This window comes from Pseudomonas sp. 18175, assembly GCF_050432925.1.
In the GTDB taxonomy this organism is placed as follows: domain Bacteria; phylum Pseudomonadota; class Gammaproteobacteria; order Pseudomonadales; family Pseudomonadaceae; genus Aquipseudomonas.
Window position 1 is genome coordinate 151,863 of sequence record NZ_JBKFTO010000014.1, and the last position, 19,607, is coordinate 171,469.

The window sequence follows — 19,607 nt, forward strand, 5'->3', positions numbered from 1 at the left end:
AAATCACGACAAGCGGGTGAAAAAAGCCCGGCAGTAAACGGTAACGATCTGACGTTGCCCTGCACGAAGGCGCCGCATTATAACCAGCGTTCTGCCCTTGGGGGGTACTGCACCGGCGGTTGTAGCGCGTGGGTTCGCTGGCGGTAGAGGAAAAATCTGCTAACAATGCACACGGTGCGTATAACGGCAGCTACGCCATAATGCGCGCCGAGATAAGAGGAGCATCCAATGAGCAGCACTGCACAAACTGCTGAAGGCGAGAAAATTCTCATCGTTGATGACGATCCGGGGCTGAGCAGCCTGCTGGAGCGTTTTTTCAACTCCAAGGGTTACCGCGCCCGCGCGGTGCCGAACACCGAGCAGATGGACCGCCTGCTGGGGCGTGAAGTATTCAACCTGGTCATACTCGACCTGATGCTGCCCGGCGAAGACGGCCTGACGGCCTGTAAACGCCTGCGCGGCGCGAACAACCAGATTCCTATCATCATGCTCACCGCCAAAGGCGATGAGCTGAGCCGCATCAAGGGCCTGGAACTGGGCGCTGATGACTACCTGGCCAAGCCGTTCAATCCGGATGAGCTGATGGCACGGGTCAAGGCCGTATTGCGTCGTCAGGCACCGCCCGTACCGGGCGCACCGGGCAGCGAAGACGAGAGCGTCACCTTTGGCGACTACGAACTGTCGTTGGCCACCCGTGAGCTCAAGCGTGGCGATGAAGTGCACATGCTGACCACCGGTGAATTCGCAGTGCTCAAGGCGTTGGTGATGAACGCGCGCCAGCCGCTGACCCGCGACAAGCTGATGAACCTGGCCCGTGGTCGGGAATGGGACGCCTTGGAGCGCTCCATCGACGTGCAGATCTCGCGCCTGCGCCGGATGATCGAACCAGACCCATCCAAGCCGCGGTATATCCAGACGGTGTGGGGCGTAGGTTATGTGTTTGTGCCGGATGGCACCGCTACCAAGTGACCGATGTTTTGCAGGAACGGGCATCCTGGCGTTTGACCCCATGAGGGTCGACGGGATGCCCGGCGTCTGCAATTCTGCGAGCGCTGCTCGTTCCTGCAAGGTGTCTAGCTGTCTTCTATGAAAACCCCGCTGTGGTTCCCTCAAAGTTTCTTTTCTCGCACCCTTTGGCTGGTGCTGATCGTCGTTCTGTTTTCCAAGGCACTGACGCTGGTTTATCTGTTGATGAACGAGGACGTGCTGGTGGATCGGCAATACAGCCACGGTGTCGCCCTGACGCTGCGGGCCTATTGGGCCGCCGACCCTGAGAACCGCGAAAAAATCGCCAAGGCCGCGACCCTGGTGCGTGTTGCCGGTGCCGGTGTACCGGAGGGCGAGCAACATTGGCCCTATAGCGAGATTTACCAACGCCAGATGCAGGCCGAGCTGGGTGAAGACACCGAGGTTCGGCTGCGCATGCATGTATCGCCCGCGCTTTGGGTACGTGCGCCGAGCCTGGGTGAAGACTGGCTAAAGGTGCCGCTGTACCCGCACCCGCTGCGGGGGCAGAAGATCTGGAACGTGCTGGGTTGGTTCCTGGCAATTGGCTTGCTTTCAACCGCGTCCGCGTGGATTTTTGTTCGCCAGCTCAACCAACCACTCAAGCGCCTGGTGTTTGCCGCCCGTCAACTGGGGCAGGGACGTAGCGTGCGCCTGCCGGTCAGTGATACGCCCAGTGAGATGACCGAAGTGTACGGCGCGTTCAACCAGATGGCGGAGGACGTCGAACAGGCCGGGCGCGAGCGCGAGTTGATGTTGGCGGGGGTGTCCCATGACTTGCGTACGCCGTTGACCCGACTACGACTTTCGCTGGAACTGATGGGCGACCACAACGACCTGACGGATGACATGGTTCGCGATATCGAAGACATGGATGCGATTCTCGACCAGTTCCTGGCGTTTATTCGCGATGGCCGCGATGAAGTGGTGGAGGAGGTCGACCTGACTGACTTGGTTCGGGAGGTGGTCGCGCCTTACAACCAGAATGGCGAGCAGGTGCGCATGCGCCTGGAACCGATCCAGCCATTTGCCTTGCGCCGGGTGTCGATGAAGCGACTCTTGAACAACCTGATCGGTAACGCTTTGCATCACGCAGGTTCCGATGTGGAAGTGGCTGCGTACGTCTCCGGCGACAGCGCAGCACCCTATGTGGTGTTGAGCGTGCTGGACCGAGGGGCCGGTATCGATCCGGATGAGCTGGAAGGAATCTTCAACCCGTTCACCCGTGGCGATCGTGCCCGGGGCGGCAAAGGCACAGGCCTGGGGCTGGCGATTGTGCGGCGGATTGCTTCGATGCATGGCGGCAATGTTGAGTTGCGCAACCGTGAAGGGGGTGGCCTGGAAGCGCGGGTGCGTTTGCCGCTGGGTCTGATGTTGCCCAGAGACGCGGTCTAGCAAACAACACAGTTCAAATGTGGGAGCGAGCAAGCCCGCTCCCACATTGGTTTCTCAGCGTGGCACAGACTGATTTATCAGCCCTTACCCTTGGTCCTAGTCATATTCGGCCCACCATTCTTCTCCAGGTGCTGAATGATGATCCCCGCCACATCCTTCCCGGTGGTGGTCTCAATCCCCTCCAGCCCCGGCGACGAATTCACCTCCATCACTAACGGCCCATGGTTGGAGCGCAAGATATCCACACCCGCCACGCTCAGCCCCATCACCTTGGCCGCCCGCAGCGCAGTCATGCGCTCTTCCGGGGTGATCTTGATCAGGCTGGCGCTGCCGCCACGGTGCAGGTTGGAGCGGAATTCACCCGGCTTGGCCTGACGCTTCATCGCGGCAATCACTTTGTCGCCCACCACGAAGCAACGGATATCCGCACCGCCGGCTTCTTTGATGTACTCCTGCACCATGATGTTCTGCTTGAGGCCCATGAACGCCTCGATCACCGATTCTGCCGCCGTTGCGGTTTCGCACAACACCACGCCGATGCCTTGGGTGCCTTCCAGCACCTTGATCACCAATGGCGCGCCGTTGACCATCTCGATCAAGTCGGGAATGTCGTCCGGGGAGTGGGCAAAGCCGGTGACTGGCAAGCCGATGCCACGGCGTGACAGCAGCTGCAGCGAACGCAGTTTGTCCCGCGAGCGCGCAATGGCGACGGATTCATTGAGGGGAAACACCCCCATCATTTCAAACTGGCGCAGCACCGCGCAGCCATAGAACGTCACCGAAGCACCGATACGCGGGATCACCGCATCGAAGCCTTCCAGCGGCTTGCCCCGGTAGTGGATCTGCGGCTTATGGCTGGCAATGTTCATATAGGCACGCAACGTGTCGATCACCACCATTTCGTGGCCACGTTCGGTGCCGGCCTCGACCAGGCGGCGGGTGGAATACAGACGCGGGTTTCGCGACAGCACAGCAATCTTCATGCAGCACCTGGGGCAGAAATAGTAGAGACCGGGAACACCGGCTTGTCTTGAACGTACTTGACGCCGGGATTGACTACCAACTGGCCGTCGATCAGCGCCTTGGAGCCGAGCAACAGTCGGTAACGCATGGCTTTGCGGCAGGCCAGGGTGAACTCCACCCGCCATACCCGATCACCCAACGCCAGGGTGGTGCTGATCACATAGCGCACCTGCGCATGGCCGTTGGAGCTCTTGATGGTTTTCATCGTCACCAGAGGCGCTTCGCAGCGGCGGTGACGCAGTTGCACCACGCTGCCCAGGTGCGCGGTAAAGCGCACCCATTTCTCACCGTCGCGTTCAAACGGCTCGATATCGGTGGCATGCAGGCTTGAGGTGCTTGCACCGGTGTCGATCTTCGCGCGCAGGCCTGCCACTCCCAAGTCGGGAAGTGCCACCCACTCACGCAGACCCACAACGGTCAAATGGTCAAATGTCTTCAATATGGGTAACCGGTCAATTCGCCCAGGCCTTTGGGGAAACCTCGGCAAGGGCTTTGAATGCGGGCTTGGCGAACCAAAATCCCTGCATCAGAAATATTCCACAGTCGGATAGAAAGTCACGCTCGCCAGCACTCTCGATGCCTTCGGCGATGACAGTAACCCCCAACTGCTCACAGATTGTGACAATCCCCTGGACGATCACCTGACGGACACGGTCTTGGTCGACATCGCGAATGAGCGCCATGTCGAGTTTGATCAGATCAGGTTGGAAATCGGCCAGCAGATTCAGCCCCGAATAGCCCGCGCCGAAATCGTCGATGGCGGTCTTGAAGCCGAATTGGCGGTATTCACGCAGAATATTCGTCAAATGGCGATAGTTATCTACGTGCTCGCTTTCCAGCGTCTCGAAAATAAGCTGATTGAGAGGGAAATTATGCGCGCGCGCCGCTTCCAGCGTGCTGCGTATACACAACTCCGGGCGATAGACGGCATTTGGCATGAAGTTGATGGAGAGGTGGGTTTGCATCCCCAGGGCCGCGGCCCCGGCGATTGCCTGGGTACGACAACGTTGGTCGAAGCGGTAACGGTTGCTCTCGTTGACTTGCTCCAGCACCGAGAGCGCCCCTTCGCCATTAACACCGCGTACCAGCGCTTCATTGGCAAAAATGGAGTGATCGCGAAGGTCTACGATTGGCTGGTAAGCAAAGGAAAAGTCGAAGCCCAAGGGTTCGCTTTCCTGGCAGCCCACGCAACGCAGGTTGGGCGAGGTGAGTGAGTTGGGGAAATCGGTCAAGGCGTATTCCTCGCGAAACAGGTTGCTACCTGGCGTATCTTAGGCGAGCGCCAGGGTTTATGCGTCGAAGGGTTTCAACACTACAGTTGCGACATTTTTCAGAGCGAGGAATTCAAGTGGCTCAAAAGCAGGAAGAGGAAGAAAAGGTCCGTTTGGACAAGTGGTTATGGGCGGCGCGTTTTTACAAAACCCGTGCCCTGGCCAAGGCCGCCATCGAGAGCGGCAAGGTGCACCATCGCGGCGAACGCTGCAAGCCGGGCAAAGAGCCGCGCGTCGGCGACGAATTCCAGATACGCACCGGGTTTGATGAAAAGACCATCGTCGTGCAGGCCCTGTCTATCGTGCGCCGTGGCGCGCCCGAAGCGCAGGCGTTATACGCCGAAACCGAAGCCAGTATCGCCAAGCGCGAAAATGCGGCGGCGATGCGCAAGGCTGGCGCCATGGGCTTGAGCACCGACGGCAAACCGAGCAAGAAGCAGCGCCGCGATTTGTTCAAGTTTCGCGGCAGTGGCAATGACGATTGATTACCCGGATCTTCCGCCCAATGGCGATCAAATGTGGGAGCGGCGTCATTAGGAAGTTGTGCGCATGACGCTTAAACGCCCGATGACTGGCAAAGTGCGCAACAACTTGAATATCGGCGCTGTCACCCGCAACAACCCCTGCGACACCTTCGCCGCAAACGGCGTGTAATAACCCCAGCCCAGCGCCAACAACGCCAGCAATACGCCACCGATGTAATCATCCTGCCCCCAATGCGCACCTGCCACCAGGCGCGGCATCATGAACAGCAGCGCCAGGCCCCAAATCACCAGCAGTTGGCCAATCCGCTTGGCGAACACCGTCATGAACATCCCCCAGACCAACAACACCGAAGCGTGATCCCCCGGGAAACTCTGGCTGGAGCGGTCCTTCAATTCCCAGGTCTTTTCCAGGCCTGGGAAATAGTCGCTCATCTGAATCGCACCGCTGATCACCATCGACGGGCTACTGTGTTGCCAACCCATCTGCGCAGCGAGCTTGGAAAACAGCATGCGGATGAACAACAACAGCAACAAAATACCGACAAAACCTAACGCCGCCTGGCGTACCTGCACGGCCTTGAATACCCAATCGCCGCGAATCAACAGCGTTAGCAGGATCACGCCGACCACTGCATCGAACGGTCGCAAACTGGCTACAGCCCACACATGCAGCCATGTCGCGTTGCTCGCCAGCGGGTCATTAAGTAGATGAAACAGCCACTCGTCGAAAACCACACACAGCATCTGGCCCGTGGGCCACAGCCAAAAACACAGCAGCCCGAGAGCGAGTAGATTGCAAAAGGCCCATCGCCCGAGGTTCCACTTGGCTTGGAACAAACCCGGATTGTTCATAAACTGTCCCCCAGTGCTTTACAAGACCGCACCAAATTGGTGCTAAAGCGTTTAATTTTATAAACCTTGTAATCAATTTGTCATCAATTCAGATACCCAGACCTATGACTGATCTACCGGATACCGACTTCACCCAACGCTTCATCTTCGATGAGACCGACGCCCGCGGCGAACTGGTCTCGCTGGAGCGCAGCTATGCCGAAGTCCTTGCCAAGCACCCCTATCCGGAGCCGGTCGCGCAACTGCTCGGTGAGCTGATGGCGGCGGCTGCGCTGCTGGTGGGCACCATGAAGTTCGACGGTTTGCTGATTTTGCAGGCGCGCTCCGAAGGCCCGATCCCGTTGCTGATGATCGAATGCTCCAGCGAGCGCGACATCCGTGGCCTGGCCCGCTACGACGCCGACCTGATCGCCCCGGACGCCACCCTGTCCGACCTGATGCCCAACGGTGTGCTGGCACTTACCGTCGACCCAACCGAAGGCCAGCGTTACCAGGGCATCGTCGACCTCGACGGCGAAACCCTGTCGGACTGCTTCACCAACTATTTCGTGATGTCCCAGCAAGTCGGCACCAAGTTCTGGCTGAACGCCGACGGCAAGCGTGCCCGTGGCTTGCTGCTGCAACAACTGCCGGCCGACCGCATCAAGGACGACGATGATCGTGCCGAAAGCTGGCGCAGCCTTACCGCTCTGGCCGGTACGCTGACAGCTGAAGAACTGCTGGGTCTGGGCAACGAAACCATCCTGCATCGCCTGTATCACGAAGAAGCCGTGCGACTGTTTGACGCACAGACCCTGCGCTTTCATTGCAGTTGCTCGCGCGAGCGTTCAGGCAACGCCCTGGTCAGCTTAGGCCTGGAAGACGCGCAAAACCTGGTGGTTGAGCACGGTGGCAACATCGAGATCGACTGCCAGTTCTGCAATGAGCGTTACCTGTTCGATGCCGCCGATGTAGTGCAATTGTTCGCCGGCGCAGGCATCGACACCCCTTCGGATACCCGCCACTAAAACGTTTAAGCACAGGTAAATCACCTGACAAACCCCGGATTAGCGCAGTTCTGACGGGAGGGCCCTACTCTTTTTGGGCTTTTCTGGCATAATCCGGCCCACTTTTTTCGCGGTAGTAGTGCGCAACTTTCTACTACAAAACGTTTGGAGCACTCGGCCATAGGCCGACGGGGAACCTCATGACGCAAGCCAATAACGCCGTATACACCGATCTGAGTGTTGACGATCTGGTCAAAGAAGCCCTGCAGCGCGGTGAAGGCGTGCTTGCCGATACTGGCGCGCTGGTCGTAGAAACCGGTCATCGTACCGGTCGTTCGCCAGTCGATCGTTTCATCGTTGAAGAGCCTACTACCCAGGACGCTATCGCCTGGGGCCCGATCAACCGCAAGTTCCCGGCCGACAAGTTCGATGCCCTGTGGGCTCGCGTCGAGGCCTTCAACAACGCGCAAGAGCATTTCGTTTCCCACGTTCACGTAGGTGCGGCCGAAGACCACTACCTCGCCGTGAAAATGACCACCCAGACTGCCTGGCAGAACCTGTTCGGTCGTTGCCTGTTCATCAACCCGGCCCAGTACAACCCGGCCGGCCGTGAAGAATGGCAAGTGCTCAACGTGGCCAACTTCGAGTGCGTGCCAGAGCGTGATGGCACCAACTCCGACGGTTGCGTGATCCTCAACTTCGCCCAGAAGAAAGTGCTGATCGCCGGCATGCGTTACGCCGGTGAAATGAAGAAAGCCATGTTCTCGGTGCAGAACTTCCTGCTGCCAGCTTCCGACGTACTGCCGATGCACTGTGCCGCCAACATTGGCGAAGCAGGCGACGTGACCCTGTTCTTCGGTCTGTCGGGCACCGGTAAAACCACCCTGTCCGCCGACGAAAGCCGTTACCTGATCGGTGACGACGAGCACGGCTGGGGCGAAGGCGTGGTCTTCAACATCGAAGGCGGTTGCTATGCCAAGTGCATCGACCTCTCCGAGAAGAACGAGCCGGTTATCTGGAAAGCCATCAAGCACGGCGCCGTGCTGGAAAACGTTGTGATCAACGACGCCAAGCACGCCGATTACACCGACGTCAGCCTGACCCAGAACAGCCGCGCAGCCTACCCGCTGGAGCACGTTGCCAAGCGTTCCGAACAGAACCTGGGCGGCGAGCCAAACGCAGTGATCTTCCTGACCTGCGACCTGACCGGCGTACTGCCGCCCGTGTCGATCCTCAGCGAAGAACAAGCGGCCTACCACTTCCTGTCCGGCTACACCGCACTGGTGGGCTCGACCGAAATGGGCTCCGGTGGCGGCATCAAGTCGACCTTCTCCACCTGCTTCGGCGCACCGTTCTTCCCGCGTCCGGCTGGCGAATACGCTGAGCTGCTGATCAAGCGTATCCGCGGCTTCGGCTCCAAGGTCTACCTGGTCAACACCGGTTGGACCGGCGGTGGCTACGGCGTCGGCAACCGCTTCAACATCCCGACCACTCGCGGCGTAATCGCAGCGATCCAGAGCGGCGCGTTGATCGGTGCGCAAACCGAACACCTCGACACTATCAACCTCGACGTGCCACTGGCCGTACCGGGCGTTGAGACCGGCCTGTTGAACCCACGTAACACCTGGGCTGACAAGGCTGCCTACGATGAAGCAGCGAAGGCGCTGGCTGGCTTGTTCATCGAGAACTTCAAGAAGTTTGAAGTGAGCGATGCGATCAAGGCTGCGGGTCCTAAGTTGTAAGATTCGTTGGTTGTGAAAAAGCCGCCTCTTGTGAGGCGGCTTTTTATTTGATTTCAGAGCGTTTTTGGCTGTTGTGTAACATAAAAAATGAAAAGCATTACTGGAGGGGTCGCAATCATAATTAGACACGTGGTTTGAAAGCTGTAGTAAGCAAGCTCGATTTTGATTTTTGTGGTGGCGGGGACTTTAAAGTCTTTGTGTTCCGTTCTGAATAGGTCGTAATCGATCACGTCATGATTTTCGGGAGATCGTTCGATTATACGGGCATATTCCTCTATTAATTCCTCTGCTTTGTCATCATTAGCTAACTGAGTCTGTAGCGCGACTTTGTCATATAGTGCGGTTAGATCCCTAGCGCATACATGGTGTCGCTCTGCTTTTTGCTCAGTACTTAACGAGCCCTCATGTAAACTGAATACTAGAATTAATAGTGAGCCTATAATCGAAGAAAAATTTAATGTGGGGTTGGTGTGCGTCTCAGTTAAAGAGAAGATTCCAATGGCTAAAATGTATATGGAAAATGCAGATACGAGGTAGCTGCCCCATACCTTTCTCGCCTGTAGTCTCCTGCTCGCGTTAAATCTGGCGCCTTTTGTTTTCCATATTTTTGTTTTAAGTTCATCCAATAAGCTTGTCAAAGAGAAGCCCCCTTAAAGTTAACTGATTAATTTCCCCGGGCTAGCCCGAAGCCTTACAGGCCCACTGTTACGCAAGCATAGTAACCAATACCCAGGATCTCTCCTGAATCTACGGCACAGCAACGTACCATAAAGGGGGCTAATACATAGTGCCGATATCTCTTTCAAGTTGCAATAGTTGATTTGATTTTAGTTTTTCAAATAGCGCGTCAATGTGTTCTGGCGCATAAGCGGTGGATGCGTTCGGATCTAAGTATCCAAAGCGCCTCAGGGCAGTTATTTTTTCCTGCGTTGTTTTGTAAATGTCATAGTTATGTATGTAACCACCCTCAGGGCTGTGCTTGGCTTCATGGTAAGCCCTTGAAAGGCGCTTAACGCGAGAAATTTCAGAGGGGGTCAGGTATGCCTTTTTCAGTTCGCGTTTTACTATGGCGTCTAAGTCATACAAGATTTTCAGATCTGTGATTTCAATAAAATAAAAAATCCAGCCAAATCGTTTTTTATCACTTATTGCGCCGGTTATTCTTTCGTTTAAATGTTCGATTAGGATGTTTTTTCGTGTTTCAACTGTTAGCCAGGTTGTGCCGATTGATTTGTCTTGCCCTTTTTTGTAGCGGGTAATGGGTGCAATTAGCGAGGCGGTGAATTTATCTCTTGAGGAGTCTCTGACCGATACCTTATTGTTTCCGATAAAATTGTACCCTAAATATTCAAGGCCTTGGCTTATTCGGCCCTCCTCGGTTTTTTCATTCGTCTCGAGTCGTATTTTACCTAGTAATAATTTGATCTGGCTTGTGATTTTTGAAGTTTCAGTTGGTGAGATGATCAATATGTCATCTACGTATCTTCTGTAGTTGTCGGATTGAAATTTTTTATCAATTTTATGTAAGTAGATATCAGACAGGATGTTGGAGATTGGAAGGCCTTGAGGGACGCCCAAAGAATTCTCCATTGCGTAAAACTTTCTTTTTGTGTTGGCGCTAACTGTAATATTTTTGATCGCTTTCGATATTATCCATAGCGTCTTTTTATCTAAGGTTCTGCCTAGAATTTTTAATAAAATATCGTGGTTTATATGGTCGTAAAAGCTTCTGATGTCAATTTTGCAAAAAAATAAATCATCTTTGCTGTTCTTTAGTGTTTCTTTTATTTCTCTAATTATTTCATTGGGGAGCTTCTTGCTTACCGCTTCAGGGAAGTATGACTGCAGGCATCTGTTGGCTGAGGATAATAAGGTTTTATCGCGAATTGTCGGTTTAGATATGATTCTAGGTAATTTGTTTTTTCCCTTGCTTTTAACTTCTTCAAGATATGGGGAGAATTGAAATTTGTAGAGTTTGATTTTTTTGCTGCAAGTCTCAGTTTCGGACCTGATAGAGGCCTCAAATGCGACTGCACTAGTTCCGTCAATACCGATACTCGGTTTAGATTTTATTTTATCAATGAAGGTCTTTCTAAGCGCTTCCGGACTGAAGTATTCCTGGAAGGCTTTTCTTTTTTCCTGAGCCATGGCTGTCCCTTGCTGGCATAATTTTTATCTTCAGGTGGTATTTTGCCATCATTGGGGATTTTTCGCGTACGCTTTATTTCTCTAGGAGACTGTTTGTAGGCCACTCATTGAATTTTTTACAAGTTCAATATGGCCGCTCCAACGAGAATCAGCACAATCCCCAGCACTTGCACCGTCGACAACCGCTCCTTGAAAAACACCAACCCCAGAATCGCCGCGATCCCGCCTGATAACGTACTGATCACCGTCACTACCGAGACCGAGCCGGCCATCGCCCCCGATGAAAACGCCGAGAACCCACCCAGGTTCATCAAGCTCGCCCCGGTCAACGTCGTGCAGTTTTTCAACGGTGGGATTTTCAGGCCGTCCTTGATTTTCAGCACCATCCCCACCAGTACGCACAGGCCCACCAGGTAACTCAGCCACAACATCGTGATCGGCCCCAGCGCCGGTAATGTGTAGCGCCCTTGCAGCCAGAAACTGGTGCCGTACAGCAGCGCCGCTAGCATGGCGTAGGCGATGGACAGGTGTGTGTTGTGGTGAGGCGTGTTGTTGTCCTTGTGGATGCTCGAAAGGACCACGCCGATGACGCAGAGGACGATGCAGCCGAGTTGAACGAGGCTGATGTGTTCACCGCTGGCCCAAGACAGCAGCGTGGTGACTACACCGTAAGAGGTCACCAGCGGTGCGACGATGGCGGCCTTACCCAAGGCGAAGGCCTTGTACAACGCGAGGGCGCCGGAGACGGTGAGCAGGGCGGCGGTGATACCCAAGAGCCAGACGCTCAGCGGGGCGTCGAGGGATTTGAACAGGAAGGCGGGAAAGATGACCAGCAGCAGGGTCATGATCAGGAAGCCGAGGGCTTGACCGAAGTACACGGCTCTCTTTACGCCGACGGCTCGGGCGTTGAGGCCGACGAGAAAGTCCGTGCCGCCCCAGAGCAGGGCAGCCAGCAGGCCCATTATTACGTCCATGTAAGGTCCTTGGTGTTTTGTGCACTGCTCGTCAGGTTAACGCAAATCCACTGTGGGAGCGGGCTTGCCCGCGATGGCGGCGTGTCAGACAGGGAGGCATTTGCTGGAAGGGCCTCATCGCGGGCAAGCCCGCTCCCACAGTGGATCTGTGTATGACTGTGGACTAGCTGAGGTTTTCCAGGGTTTGCGTGTCCCAGCTATGGGTCTTGATCGCCAGGTAAAGCATTCCAATGGTCAGCGGGACTTTTTCGCCACGGCCCTTGGCGCGGTGTTTAAGAAATACATCGAACACCGGTGGGTTGAAGTAACGGTATGAGTCGTAGTCGCCCAAGTCGAAATCGAATGCCTGTTCCACGGCTTCCATCAACTGCTTGGCCTCGGCGCCGTCGCAGCCGAAGTCGAAATTGATCGCGGTTTGTAGGCGGATGGTCTTGTGTCTGGGCAGGCCGATTTCTTCGTGGATGAGTTGCAGCAGTTGCTGCATCTCGAGGTCGTCGGGCAGGTCGGGGGCCAGGTTCATGTTGGGGGCACGCAGGAGTGGGTGAGGGGGGCGGTTGCGTAGCAGGCGGTATTTGTTTCGGGTGATGAAGAGTGCCAAGCCTATCAAGATTAGGGCCAGAGGTAAGAGTTGAATGCTGAGGATGATGGCGACGTAAGGTAGCCAGAACAATAGGACCGACCCCGTTGCGATGAAGGTGACGGCAAAGCGTTTTCTGAGGGTGGGGTCTGTGATTTGGTAATGCAGCAGCAGGTAAAAGCCGAGAAAAGTGGCTGTTTGCAGGTAGATATTCATTAGCTCTGATACCCGAATGCTTCGAGCGCCTGGGAGTCCCAGTGTTTGGCTTTGATGGCTTGATAGAGCATGTTGATGGTCAACGGGACTTTTCCTGCGTTGCCCTTCTCCACATATTTCAAGTGAGCATTCAATCCCCGGCCTTTGAAATACCGACGGTGCTTGTAGTCACCCATATTGATGTCGAAATCTTGCGTTAACGCAGCTATCAAATGTTTGGCTTCCACAAGGGTGCCGCTCAGGTCATGGTTTATAGACGTGTGAAGGTAGATGGGTTGGTACTTGGGCAAGCCAATGCCTTCATGCAGAAGTTGGAGCAGGTGCAGCATGAGCGGGTCGTCAGGGAAGTTAGGTGCAAGGTTCAGGGTCGGAGCGATCAACAGGGGGTGGGTGGTTCGTGTTCGGCGATAGTGATTTTGACTGGTTAACAACATGATTCCAGTCACAAAGGCGATGACAGGCAGGCTCTGGATCTGTGCGTCTCTTATCCAAGAAGTGGCGCTGAACAGAAGAGTCGGGCCGGCTATGATAAGAAGCAGCCCAAGCCCCTTTCTGAGTGCGGGACGTTTGATCGTTTTTTCGAGTAGCGCGGCAAGAGCGAAGATCAGAAACAGACTGATCCAGTAAATGTATTCGGTCATCCTATCAGCCTCCCTGGAACTGTCGGACCATGGCTGACAGTGATCTCTGAGGGCCTATCCCTCCGTCGACCTGAGCATCGAGTCCGATAAAGACATCACCAGCGTGGTAGTTACGAATGAGGCCGTTGATTGTCAGGCCTACTGCTGCTCCCGCAGCGAGCCCAGCTGCAGGCGATGCCAGACTAAGCGGCGCTGTGACAGCGCCGCTGATTAGTCCAGCAACGATTTCCCCGCGGATGTTAAGTAGGTCTGCTTGTTGTCGGGTCAGCGGCTTGGAGATCGCTATAGTCATCTTGCAAGGTAAATCACGAGCAAGCATCTTCCGGTAGAGATCAACGAGCCGCAGGCGTACATCGTTTGCAGATATGCCCGCTTCTAACAGACAAAGGTTTGCCAATGTGTGTTGATTGGCAGGTAGGACGATCAGACGAAGCACTGTGAAAGTGACGCCGTAATGGCCGATATATTGAGTCCTTTCGATATTCATGCTTTTTGCAGGGCTGTTGAAAGGGCGCTAGTTTCGGTCAGATGAAGGTGAATTTTGTAGAGGGCCGGGAGGGCTTTTTTTGCACTTTCGGAAGGGGATTGCACGAGCTTTGGCGGTTTCTTACAGAGGGTTCCGGTTTTTGGACTGGCGAGCGCTTTCTGGGTGAAATCGGAAACTCCTGACAGCTGGGCGCGCCCGCGATAGCAGTAAGTCAGTTATAGATGTATAGCCTGATCTACCGCTATCGGGAGCAAGCCCCCTCCCACAGGTTTAACTGTTTGGCTGGGCCGTTTGTGTTGGTTTCTTGGCGGCCGGTTGCAGTTGTACGTGCTGTGCCGCTTCCAGCAAATCACAGCCGTCCTGGACGAGTAAGTACAGGGCGTTAGTGATGTGAGAAATGTCTTTGAGGTCGGCGTGTTCGAAGGTCAGGCAGGAAAAGGTTTCCAGTAAGTCGGTAGCTGCGCGGATGCGTTGATGGGCGGCGGACTGGATGTCTTCGGCTGTGGCTTGAGTGTAGATGAGAAGCGGGTGCGTGTCTGTGAAGTTAGTTCGCAGCTGACGATAGCGGTCCATCGTTTCAGGTATTTGCATTTGAAGATACTCGGTTTGCTGTTAGGTAACCGACATCACCGTGGCCAAACGGTGGGTGGCGGACTGTGCGCGGGTTGGCCAGCCGGAAACAGCACTCCGACACGTCCGAAGACGTCCCCCACACAGCCGCCATAGCACTGCGGTACGAGACGATAGACGTTCGGAGAGCAAGTAATGGCACTTATGCGTGCTGTTTTTCGGGTGACCAAACCCGGTCGCTGATTTGGCAGCGACGGAGCGAACCTTAGAATCGAGTTGGTTTTCGGGCAATAAACAGATGGTTTAGCCAAAGGCTATTGGATTACGCGCTGACAGGCCTACTGATACACCGCTCAAAAATCGCCTCCAACCCCCGATAATCACACGCCACCGCATCAATATTCGCCGGTACCCACGCCGCATGCTTCACCAGCCACCAGTTCACCGAATACCCCGCATTCACGATGATCTGCTCGAACAGAATCCGTTGCGCCCGGCCATTGCCCTCGCGGAAGGGGTGGATAACGTTGAGGTCACCATAAGCTTCGGCAATCTGCGTCACCAGTTCGGCCTGAGTCGAGCCCACGTGCCAGTTGGCCAGCTCCATATGCCGGATGATTTTCGCCGCTTCCGGGGGGATACGTTCCGGGGTGCAGAAGAGTGTGTCGCCTTTCTGGATGTTGACGCTGCGCAGCTCACCCGCCCAGTCGTAGATGTCGCTGAACAGGGTGCGGTGGATATATTGCAGGCGTTCGAGGTCGTAAGGTGGCGGGAAAAGGGGGAGATTGCCTACGGCAATTTCGGACAATTCTCGCTCAGCTTGGTGCAGGAGGGTTTCGTCGTGCAAATCGAGGCGGTTGCGCAGCACGCTGCTACCGGGATAGCAGTACGGGTCCTGGCCCACTCCGTATTTGTCGAGCATCAGCGTGGGGTGTTGCGGTACTTGGCAAGAACGGCTTCGCGGGTCGGCAGGGGTTTGTCGACATCGGCCGGCTGGGTGTCAAACCCTTCCAGGCGCAGGCTGGCCAGGTAATTGGAACGGCGGATCTTGTGGTAGTGATCCTGTTTTTGCTCAAACGTCGGTTCGCTCATCGCAGTACTCCCGGGTAGCAAGGCTTGATTGTAGCGCAATGCTTCAATGGGTTGGCGGGATAAAAACCACGTCACATTTTGTACAAAAAAACCGCCAAGGCCCTGAATTCAGCGTATGTTGCAGCGCAAAATCTTGTAGGGCGATTCTGCCCACTACTTAAAGGGAGTTAAGCATGGGTTTGCTGCGTGTCGCCTCGGCGATGTCATTGTGTGCGGTAGCGTTTTCAGTTCAGGCCGAGCAATTACCGATTGAAGTGCTCAGCGCAGTGGTCAAGGACCAGAAAATCGCCGATGCCGAAGTGCTGCTGCAACGTAACGGTGCGCAAAACGTGGTGGGTCGTACCAACGCCCAGGGCCAGGTCACCCTTACTAGCGACGCCGCCGACGATGGCAGCAACCTGCTGATCATCAAGAAGCCTGGCTATTCCAACCTAGTAGTGAAGTGCCCGTGCAAGGGCATGACCTACGCCATTAGCCCGGTCATGGAAAACCTCGACGGCCTGCGTGTAGTGCTGACCTGGGGTAAAACCCCGGAAGACCTCGACTCCCACATGATCTTCCCGGGCAACAACATCTACTTCGAAAACAAGAACGGCACCGACGCCGAACTGGATGTGGATGACACCGACAGCTACGGCCCGGAAACCATCACCCTGCAGAAAAAACACTACGGCGAAAGCTACGTGTACGCCGTGCATGACTACAGCAACGGCGGCAATCCAAGCTCGCGCCAGCTGTCCAATAGCGAAGCCAAGGTGTTCGTTTACATTGGGCAATCCCTGGTACGTACCTATTACGTGCCGCAGAACCGCAGCGGCAACCTGTGGACCGTGTTCCGCATGACTGGCAGCGGCGACTTCCAGGACATCAACACCTTCAGCGGTGTGCGCGTGGATGCCAAGGACGTGCTCAACGAGGTCAAGCCATTGCTGGATGACAGCGTTGCTGTGACCGCTGTAGTTGTCAGCTCTTCCGCACAGACCGATGCGAAACGTCTGAACATACAAGGCGAAGCGGCCTACCAAGCGGGTAACCTGAACCAGGCAATCTACCTGTTCCGCCAGGCCATCGACCTGGACAATGGCTTCGGCAAGGCCTACGGCAACCTGGGCCTGGCGTATCAGAAGGCCGGCAACACCGCCGAGTCGATCTGGGCCAACCGCAAGGCGATTGCCCTGGCGACGGGTGCGAATGCGGCGACCGTGCGTGCGGGTGCTTACTACAACATCGCGCGTATCTACGAAGCGGCGGGCCAATTCGAGGATGCATTGCGTCACTACCAGTTGGCTAAAGAGCAGAAGGCCAATCCGGTGTATGACACGGCGATTGAGCGTGTAAAAAACCGCTGATTTAGCGGTAACACAGATCTAAAACTGTGTGAGCTTGTGTGGGAGCGGGCTTGCTCGCGAAAGCGGTGGGTCAGTCAACTCAATTGGGACTGACCCACCGTCTTCGCGAGCAAGCCCGCTCCCACATTTGGATTTTCGTTTTCCTGCGAGTTCTCTGGGAACGTCCCACTTCGGCCCTAGGCCACCCCCACCCTGTGTATCATCCTGTCTCTTTTTTCCATGCGACCTTTCTCGATTCGCCGAGATTCCCGGGCTATGTTTTTGAGCCAACTCAGCGGTCAATGGAGTGACAGCCCATGCACGACACCCTCCAGCAGGTCTTTGGTTACCCCCAGTTTCGTTTGGGCCAGCAAGAAACGATCAGCGCCGTGCTGGCCGGGCGTTCAGCCGCCGCGATTTTCCCTACGGGCTCCGGCAAGTCCTTGTGCTACCAGCTGTCGGCGGTATTGCTGCCGCACCTGACGCTGGTGGTGTCGCCGCTGTTGGCGTTGATGCAGGACCAGTTGGGCTTCCTGCAGCGCCACGGCATTTCGGCGGGCAGTATCGACTCGGCCCAGAGCCGCGAGGTGGCCAATGACGTGATGGCCCGCGCGCGTTCCGGCGAGCTGAAAATTCTGATGATTTCCGTGGAGCGCCTGAAGAACGAGCGCTTCCGTAATTTCCTGCAAAGCGTGCAGATCTCATTGCTGGTGGTGGACGAGGCGCACTGTATTTCCGAATGGGGCCACAACTTCCGCCCGGACTATTTGAAGCTGCCGGACTACCAGCGCCAGTTCAATATCCCACAAGCACTGCTGCTGACGGCTACAGCAACGCCCAAGGTGATTGCCGACATGCAGGCCAAGTTCGCCATTGCGCCGGGCGATGTGGTCACCACAGGCTTCTACAGGCCCAATCTCAACCTGTTGGTTGAGCCGGTAGGCGGCGCGGAGAAACGTCGCAGGCTGGTCCAGTGGATGAGCGAGCGTGCCAACCAGCCGAGCATCGTCTACGTCACCCTGCAAAAAACCGCTGAACAGATTGCCGAGCACCTGAACCGCAACGGCATCCAGGCCGAGGCCTACCACGCCGGTTTACCGCACGATAAACGCGAAGGTATCCAGCAGCGCTTCATGGGCGGGCGCTCCAATTGCATCGTCGCCACCATCGCGTTTGGCATGGGCATCGACAAGAGTGATATCCGCAACGTGGTGCACTTTGACCTGCCCAAATCCATCGAGAACTACAGCCAGGAAATCGGCCGTGCGGGGCGCGATGGGCAGCCGTCCGACTGTCTGGTGCTGGCCAATCGCGACAGCCTCAACGTGTTGGAAAACTTTGTGTACGGCGATACGCCGGAGCAGGATGGCATCCGCCGTGTGCTGGATGAGTTGCTGGCGGCGCGAGGCGATGGGCAGTGGGAGTTTTTGCTGCGGTCGTTATCGGATGACAGCAACATCCGCGAGTTGCCGCTCAAGACGTTGTTGGTGCAGCTTGAACTCAAAGGCGTGATCGCGCCTCGTTATGCGTTTTACGCGGAATACCGTTTTAAATACCTAATCGAGCCTGAGGCTTTGCTGGTCCGGTTTTCCGGCGAACGGCAGCAGTTTGTCGCAGCGATTATCCAAGTGTGCAAGCGGGCCAGAACCTGGGCAACGGTGGATTTTGATGCGCTGTATCAACAGCACAATGCCGAGCGAGGGCGCGTGGTGAAGGCGCTGGATTACTTCCAGGAGCAAGGCCTGATCGAGTTGGAGAGCAAGCAAATGACTGAGGTCTATAGCGTGCTTAACACCGAATTTGATCCACAGGCGCTGAGCACCGAGTTATACACAGGCTTCAAGCAGCATGAGATCGGCGAGGTGGCGCGCATTCACGCCATGCTCGATCTGTTCGCCACCGACCGCTGTCTGGGGCAACGCCTGGCGCAGTATTTTGGTGATGAAAACGCACCACAGCGTTGCGGGCATTGCTCGGTCTGTCACGGGCACGTTGCGCACTTGCCAGCCCCGCCCGCCTTGCCGCCGCTTGTGGATAAAAACTTCATGGGGCTGTGCGGTGATTTTATCCACAGGCATCATGAGCACACCGGCAACCTGCCCGGAGCCGAACGCCTGACGCGGTTTCTCGGCGGTATCAGCGTGCCGCTGTTCACCAAGCTGAAGGCGCGGGGCATTCCAGGCTTTGCTGCGCTGGAAGACTACCCCTACGCCGAGGTACGCGACTGGGCCCAGGCCCATTTGAATGACCTGTAAACCCACCTTCACGAGATGCGCCCATGCCTGATTCAGTGCCACAACGTGCCGATTACCCTCACTTCCAGCCGATCATCACGCGCTGGCACGACAATGATGTGTATGGCCATGTGAACAACGTGACCTACTACAGCTTTTTCGACACGGCGGTGAATACCTACCTGATCGAACAAGGTGGGCTGGATATTCATGGCGGTGAAGTGGTGGGGTTTGTGGTGAGTTCAGCGTGCGACTATTTTGCGTCGATTGCCTTTCCCGAGCGCATTGATATCGGCCTGCGGGTGGGCAAGTTGGGTAACAGCTCAGTGCAGTATGAGTTGGCGGTGTTCAAGGCCGGCGAGGAAGAGGCCTGTGCCGCAGGAAGGTTTGTGCATGTGTTTGTGGATCGGGGATCGAACCAGCCGGTGCCGATTGCGGGGGTGTTGCGCGAGGCGTTGCAGCGGCTAGTGGTGTGACACTGATCAGTCGAACACTGAAGAGCGAAATGTGGGAGCGGGCTTGCTCGCGAATGCGGCAGTACAGTCACTAATGTGTCGACTGACACTGCGCGTTCGCGAGCA

21 protein-coding genes are annotated in these 19,607 nt (G+C 55.9%); 8 read left to right on the plus strand and 13 right to left on the minus strand.

Annotated features, from left to right (window positions below; all coding sequences use genetic code 11):
- Positions 1–228 precede the first annotated feature (228 nt).
- Complete coding sequence (gene ompR / locus ACLD1Y_RS20250) at positions 229–969, plus strand: two-component system response regulator OmpR (RefSeq protein ID WP_429479597.1); 741 nt, start codon at positions 229–231, stop codon at positions 967–969.
- Positions 970–1,086: 117 nt separating this feature from the next.
- On the plus strand, positions 1,087–2,400 hold the full coding sequence (locus ACLD1Y_RS20255; protein WP_429479598.1) for an ATP-binding protein: 1,314 nt from the start codon (positions 1,087–1,089) through the stop codon (positions 2,398–2,400).
- Between the two features lie 77 nt (positions 2,401–2,477).
- On the opposite strand, the gene rimK is transcribed toward ACLD1Y_RS20255, so the two are convergent.
- The 3 genes from rimK to ACLD1Y_RS20270 are packed head-to-tail and all read right to left on the minus strand — an operon-like array spanning position 2,478 to position 4,655.
- A complete protein-coding gene (rimK, locus tag ACLD1Y_RS20260; RefSeq protein ID WP_003187674.1) occupies positions 2,478–3,383 on the minus strand; it encodes a 30S ribosomal protein S6--L-glutamate ligase in 906 nt (301 codons plus the stop codon).
- Positions 3,380–3,829, minus strand: a complete 450-nt coding sequence (locus tag ACLD1Y_RS20265) for an ATP-dependent zinc protease family protein (RefSeq protein ID WP_169868620.1) — start codon at positions 3,827–3,829, stop codon at positions 3,380–3,382. Before ACLD1Y_RS20265 ends, rimK begins: the two co-directional genes overlap by 4 nt.
- A gap of 46 nt (positions 3,830–3,875) precedes the next feature.
- Entirely contained in the window at positions 3,876–4,655 is a 780-nt protein-coding gene (locus ACLD1Y_RS20270; protein ID WP_429479599.1) for an EAL domain-containing protein, read from the minus strand.
- Positions 4,656–4,771: 116 nt separating this feature from the next.
- Between ACLD1Y_RS20270 and ACLD1Y_RS20275 the strand changes: the two genes are divergently transcribed.
- Positions 4,772–5,179, plus strand: a complete 408-nt coding sequence (locus tag ACLD1Y_RS20275) for an RNA-binding S4 domain-containing protein (RefSeq protein WP_176997352.1) — start codon at positions 4,772–4,774, stop codon at positions 5,177–5,179.
- 48 nt (positions 5,180–5,227) lie between these two features.
- On the opposite strand, the gene ACLD1Y_RS20280 is transcribed toward ACLD1Y_RS20275, so the two are convergent.
- The gene (locus tag ACLD1Y_RS20280) at positions 5,228–6,031 is read right to left on the minus strand and encodes a phosphatase PAP2 family protein (RefSeq protein WP_429479600.1); all 804 of its coding nucleotides are present in this window, start codon (positions 6,029–6,031) and stop codon (positions 5,228–5,230) included.
- A 104-nt stretch (positions 6,032–6,135) separates the two neighbouring features.
- Between ACLD1Y_RS20280 and hslO the strand changes: the two genes are divergently transcribed.
- Both hslO and ACLD1Y_RS20290 read left to right on the plus strand, forming a co-directional pair.
- A complete protein-coding gene (gene hslO / locus ACLD1Y_RS20285; protein ID WP_429479601.1) occupies positions 6,136–7,038 on the plus strand; it encodes an Hsp33 family molecular chaperone HslO in 903 nt (300 codons plus the stop codon).
- Between the two features lie 179 nt (positions 7,039–7,217).
- Positions 7,218–8,759 (plus strand): phosphoenolpyruvate carboxykinase, encoded by a 1,542-nt coding sequence (locus ACLD1Y_RS20290; RefSeq protein WP_135291159.1) that lies wholly within the window; start codon positions 7,218–7,220, stop codon positions 8,757–8,759.
- Between the two features lie 53 nt (positions 8,760–8,812).
- Here ACLD1Y_RS20290 and ACLD1Y_RS20295 read toward each other — a convergent pair whose 3' ends face one another.
- The 9 genes from ACLD1Y_RS20295 to ACLD1Y_RS20335 form a co-directional block, all read right to left on the minus strand.
- On the minus strand, positions 8,813–9,397 hold the full coding sequence (locus tag ACLD1Y_RS20295; protein WP_429479602.1) for an SLATT domain-containing protein: 585 nt from the start codon (positions 9,395–9,397) through the stop codon (positions 8,813–8,815).
- 139 nt (positions 9,398–9,536) lie between these two features.
- Positions 9,537–10,907, minus strand: coding sequence for a reverse transcriptase domain-containing protein (locus ACLD1Y_RS20300; RefSeq protein ID WP_429479603.1), 1,371 nt, complete (start codon positions 10,905–10,907; stop codon positions 9,537–9,539).
- 116 nt (positions 10,908–11,023) lie between these two features.
- Positions 11,024–11,881, minus strand: coding sequence for a DMT family transporter (locus ACLD1Y_RS20305; RefSeq protein WP_429479604.1), 858 nt, complete (start codon positions 11,879–11,881; stop codon positions 11,024–11,026).
- 163 nt (positions 11,882–12,044) lie between these two features.
- On the minus strand, positions 12,045–12,401 hold the full coding sequence (locus ACLD1Y_RS20310) for a DUF1493 family protein (protein WP_429479605.1): 357 nt from the start codon (positions 12,399–12,401) through the stop codon (positions 12,045–12,047).
- A 272-nt stretch (positions 12,402–12,673) separates the two neighbouring features.
- Positions 12,674–13,315, minus strand: coding sequence for a DUF1493 family protein (locus ACLD1Y_RS20315; RefSeq protein ID WP_429479606.1), 642 nt, complete (start codon positions 13,313–13,315; stop codon positions 12,674–12,676).
- 4 nt (positions 13,316–13,319) lie between these two features.
- Entirely contained in the window at positions 13,320–13,802 is a 483-nt protein-coding gene (locus ACLD1Y_RS20320; RefSeq protein ID WP_429479607.1) for a hypothetical protein, read from the minus strand.
- Between the two features lie 270 nt (positions 13,803–14,072).
- Positions 14,073–14,393: a hypothetical protein gene (locus ACLD1Y_RS20325; protein ID WP_429479608.1), complete on the minus strand. Its 321-nt coding sequence runs from the start codon at positions 14,391–14,393 to the stop codon at positions 14,073–14,075.
- 301 nt (positions 14,394–14,694) lie between these two features.
- The gene (locus ACLD1Y_RS20330) at positions 14,695–15,294 is read right to left on the minus strand and encodes a putative adenosine monophosphate-protein transferase Fic (RefSeq protein ID WP_429479609.1); all 600 of its coding nucleotides are present in this window, start codon (positions 15,292–15,294) and stop codon (positions 14,695–14,697) included.
- The gene (locus ACLD1Y_RS20335) at positions 15,294–15,464 is read right to left on the minus strand and encodes a YhfG family protein (protein ID WP_016979054.1); all 171 of its coding nucleotides are present in this window, start codon (positions 15,462–15,464) and stop codon (positions 15,294–15,296) included. Before ACLD1Y_RS20335 ends, ACLD1Y_RS20330 begins: the two co-directional genes overlap by 1 nt.
- Before the next feature lie 173 nt (positions 15,465–15,637).
- On the opposite strand from ACLD1Y_RS20335, the gene ACLD1Y_RS20340 reads away from it, so the two are divergent.
- The 3 genes from ACLD1Y_RS20340 (at position 15,638) to ACLD1Y_RS20350 (ending at position 19,502) form a co-directional block, all read left to right on the plus strand.
- Positions 15,638–16,813 carry a tetratricopeptide repeat protein gene (locus ACLD1Y_RS20340; protein ID WP_429479610.1) on the plus strand — a complete coding sequence of 392 codons (1,176 nt, stop codon included), beginning with the start codon at positions 15,638–15,640 and terminating at the stop codon, positions 16,811–16,813.
- Positions 16,814–17,109: 296 nt separating this feature from the next.
- The gene (locus ACLD1Y_RS20345; protein ID WP_429479611.1) at positions 17,110–19,047 is read left to right on the plus strand and encodes a RecQ family ATP-dependent DNA helicase; all 1,938 of its coding nucleotides are present in this window, start codon (positions 17,110–17,112) and stop codon (positions 19,045–19,047) included.
- A gap of 23 nt (positions 19,048–19,070) precedes the next feature.
- A complete protein-coding gene (locus tag ACLD1Y_RS20350; RefSeq protein WP_429479612.1) occupies positions 19,071–19,502 on the plus strand; it encodes an acyl-CoA thioesterase in 432 nt (143 codons plus the stop codon).
- Positions 19,503–19,607: the final 105 nt, after the last annotated feature.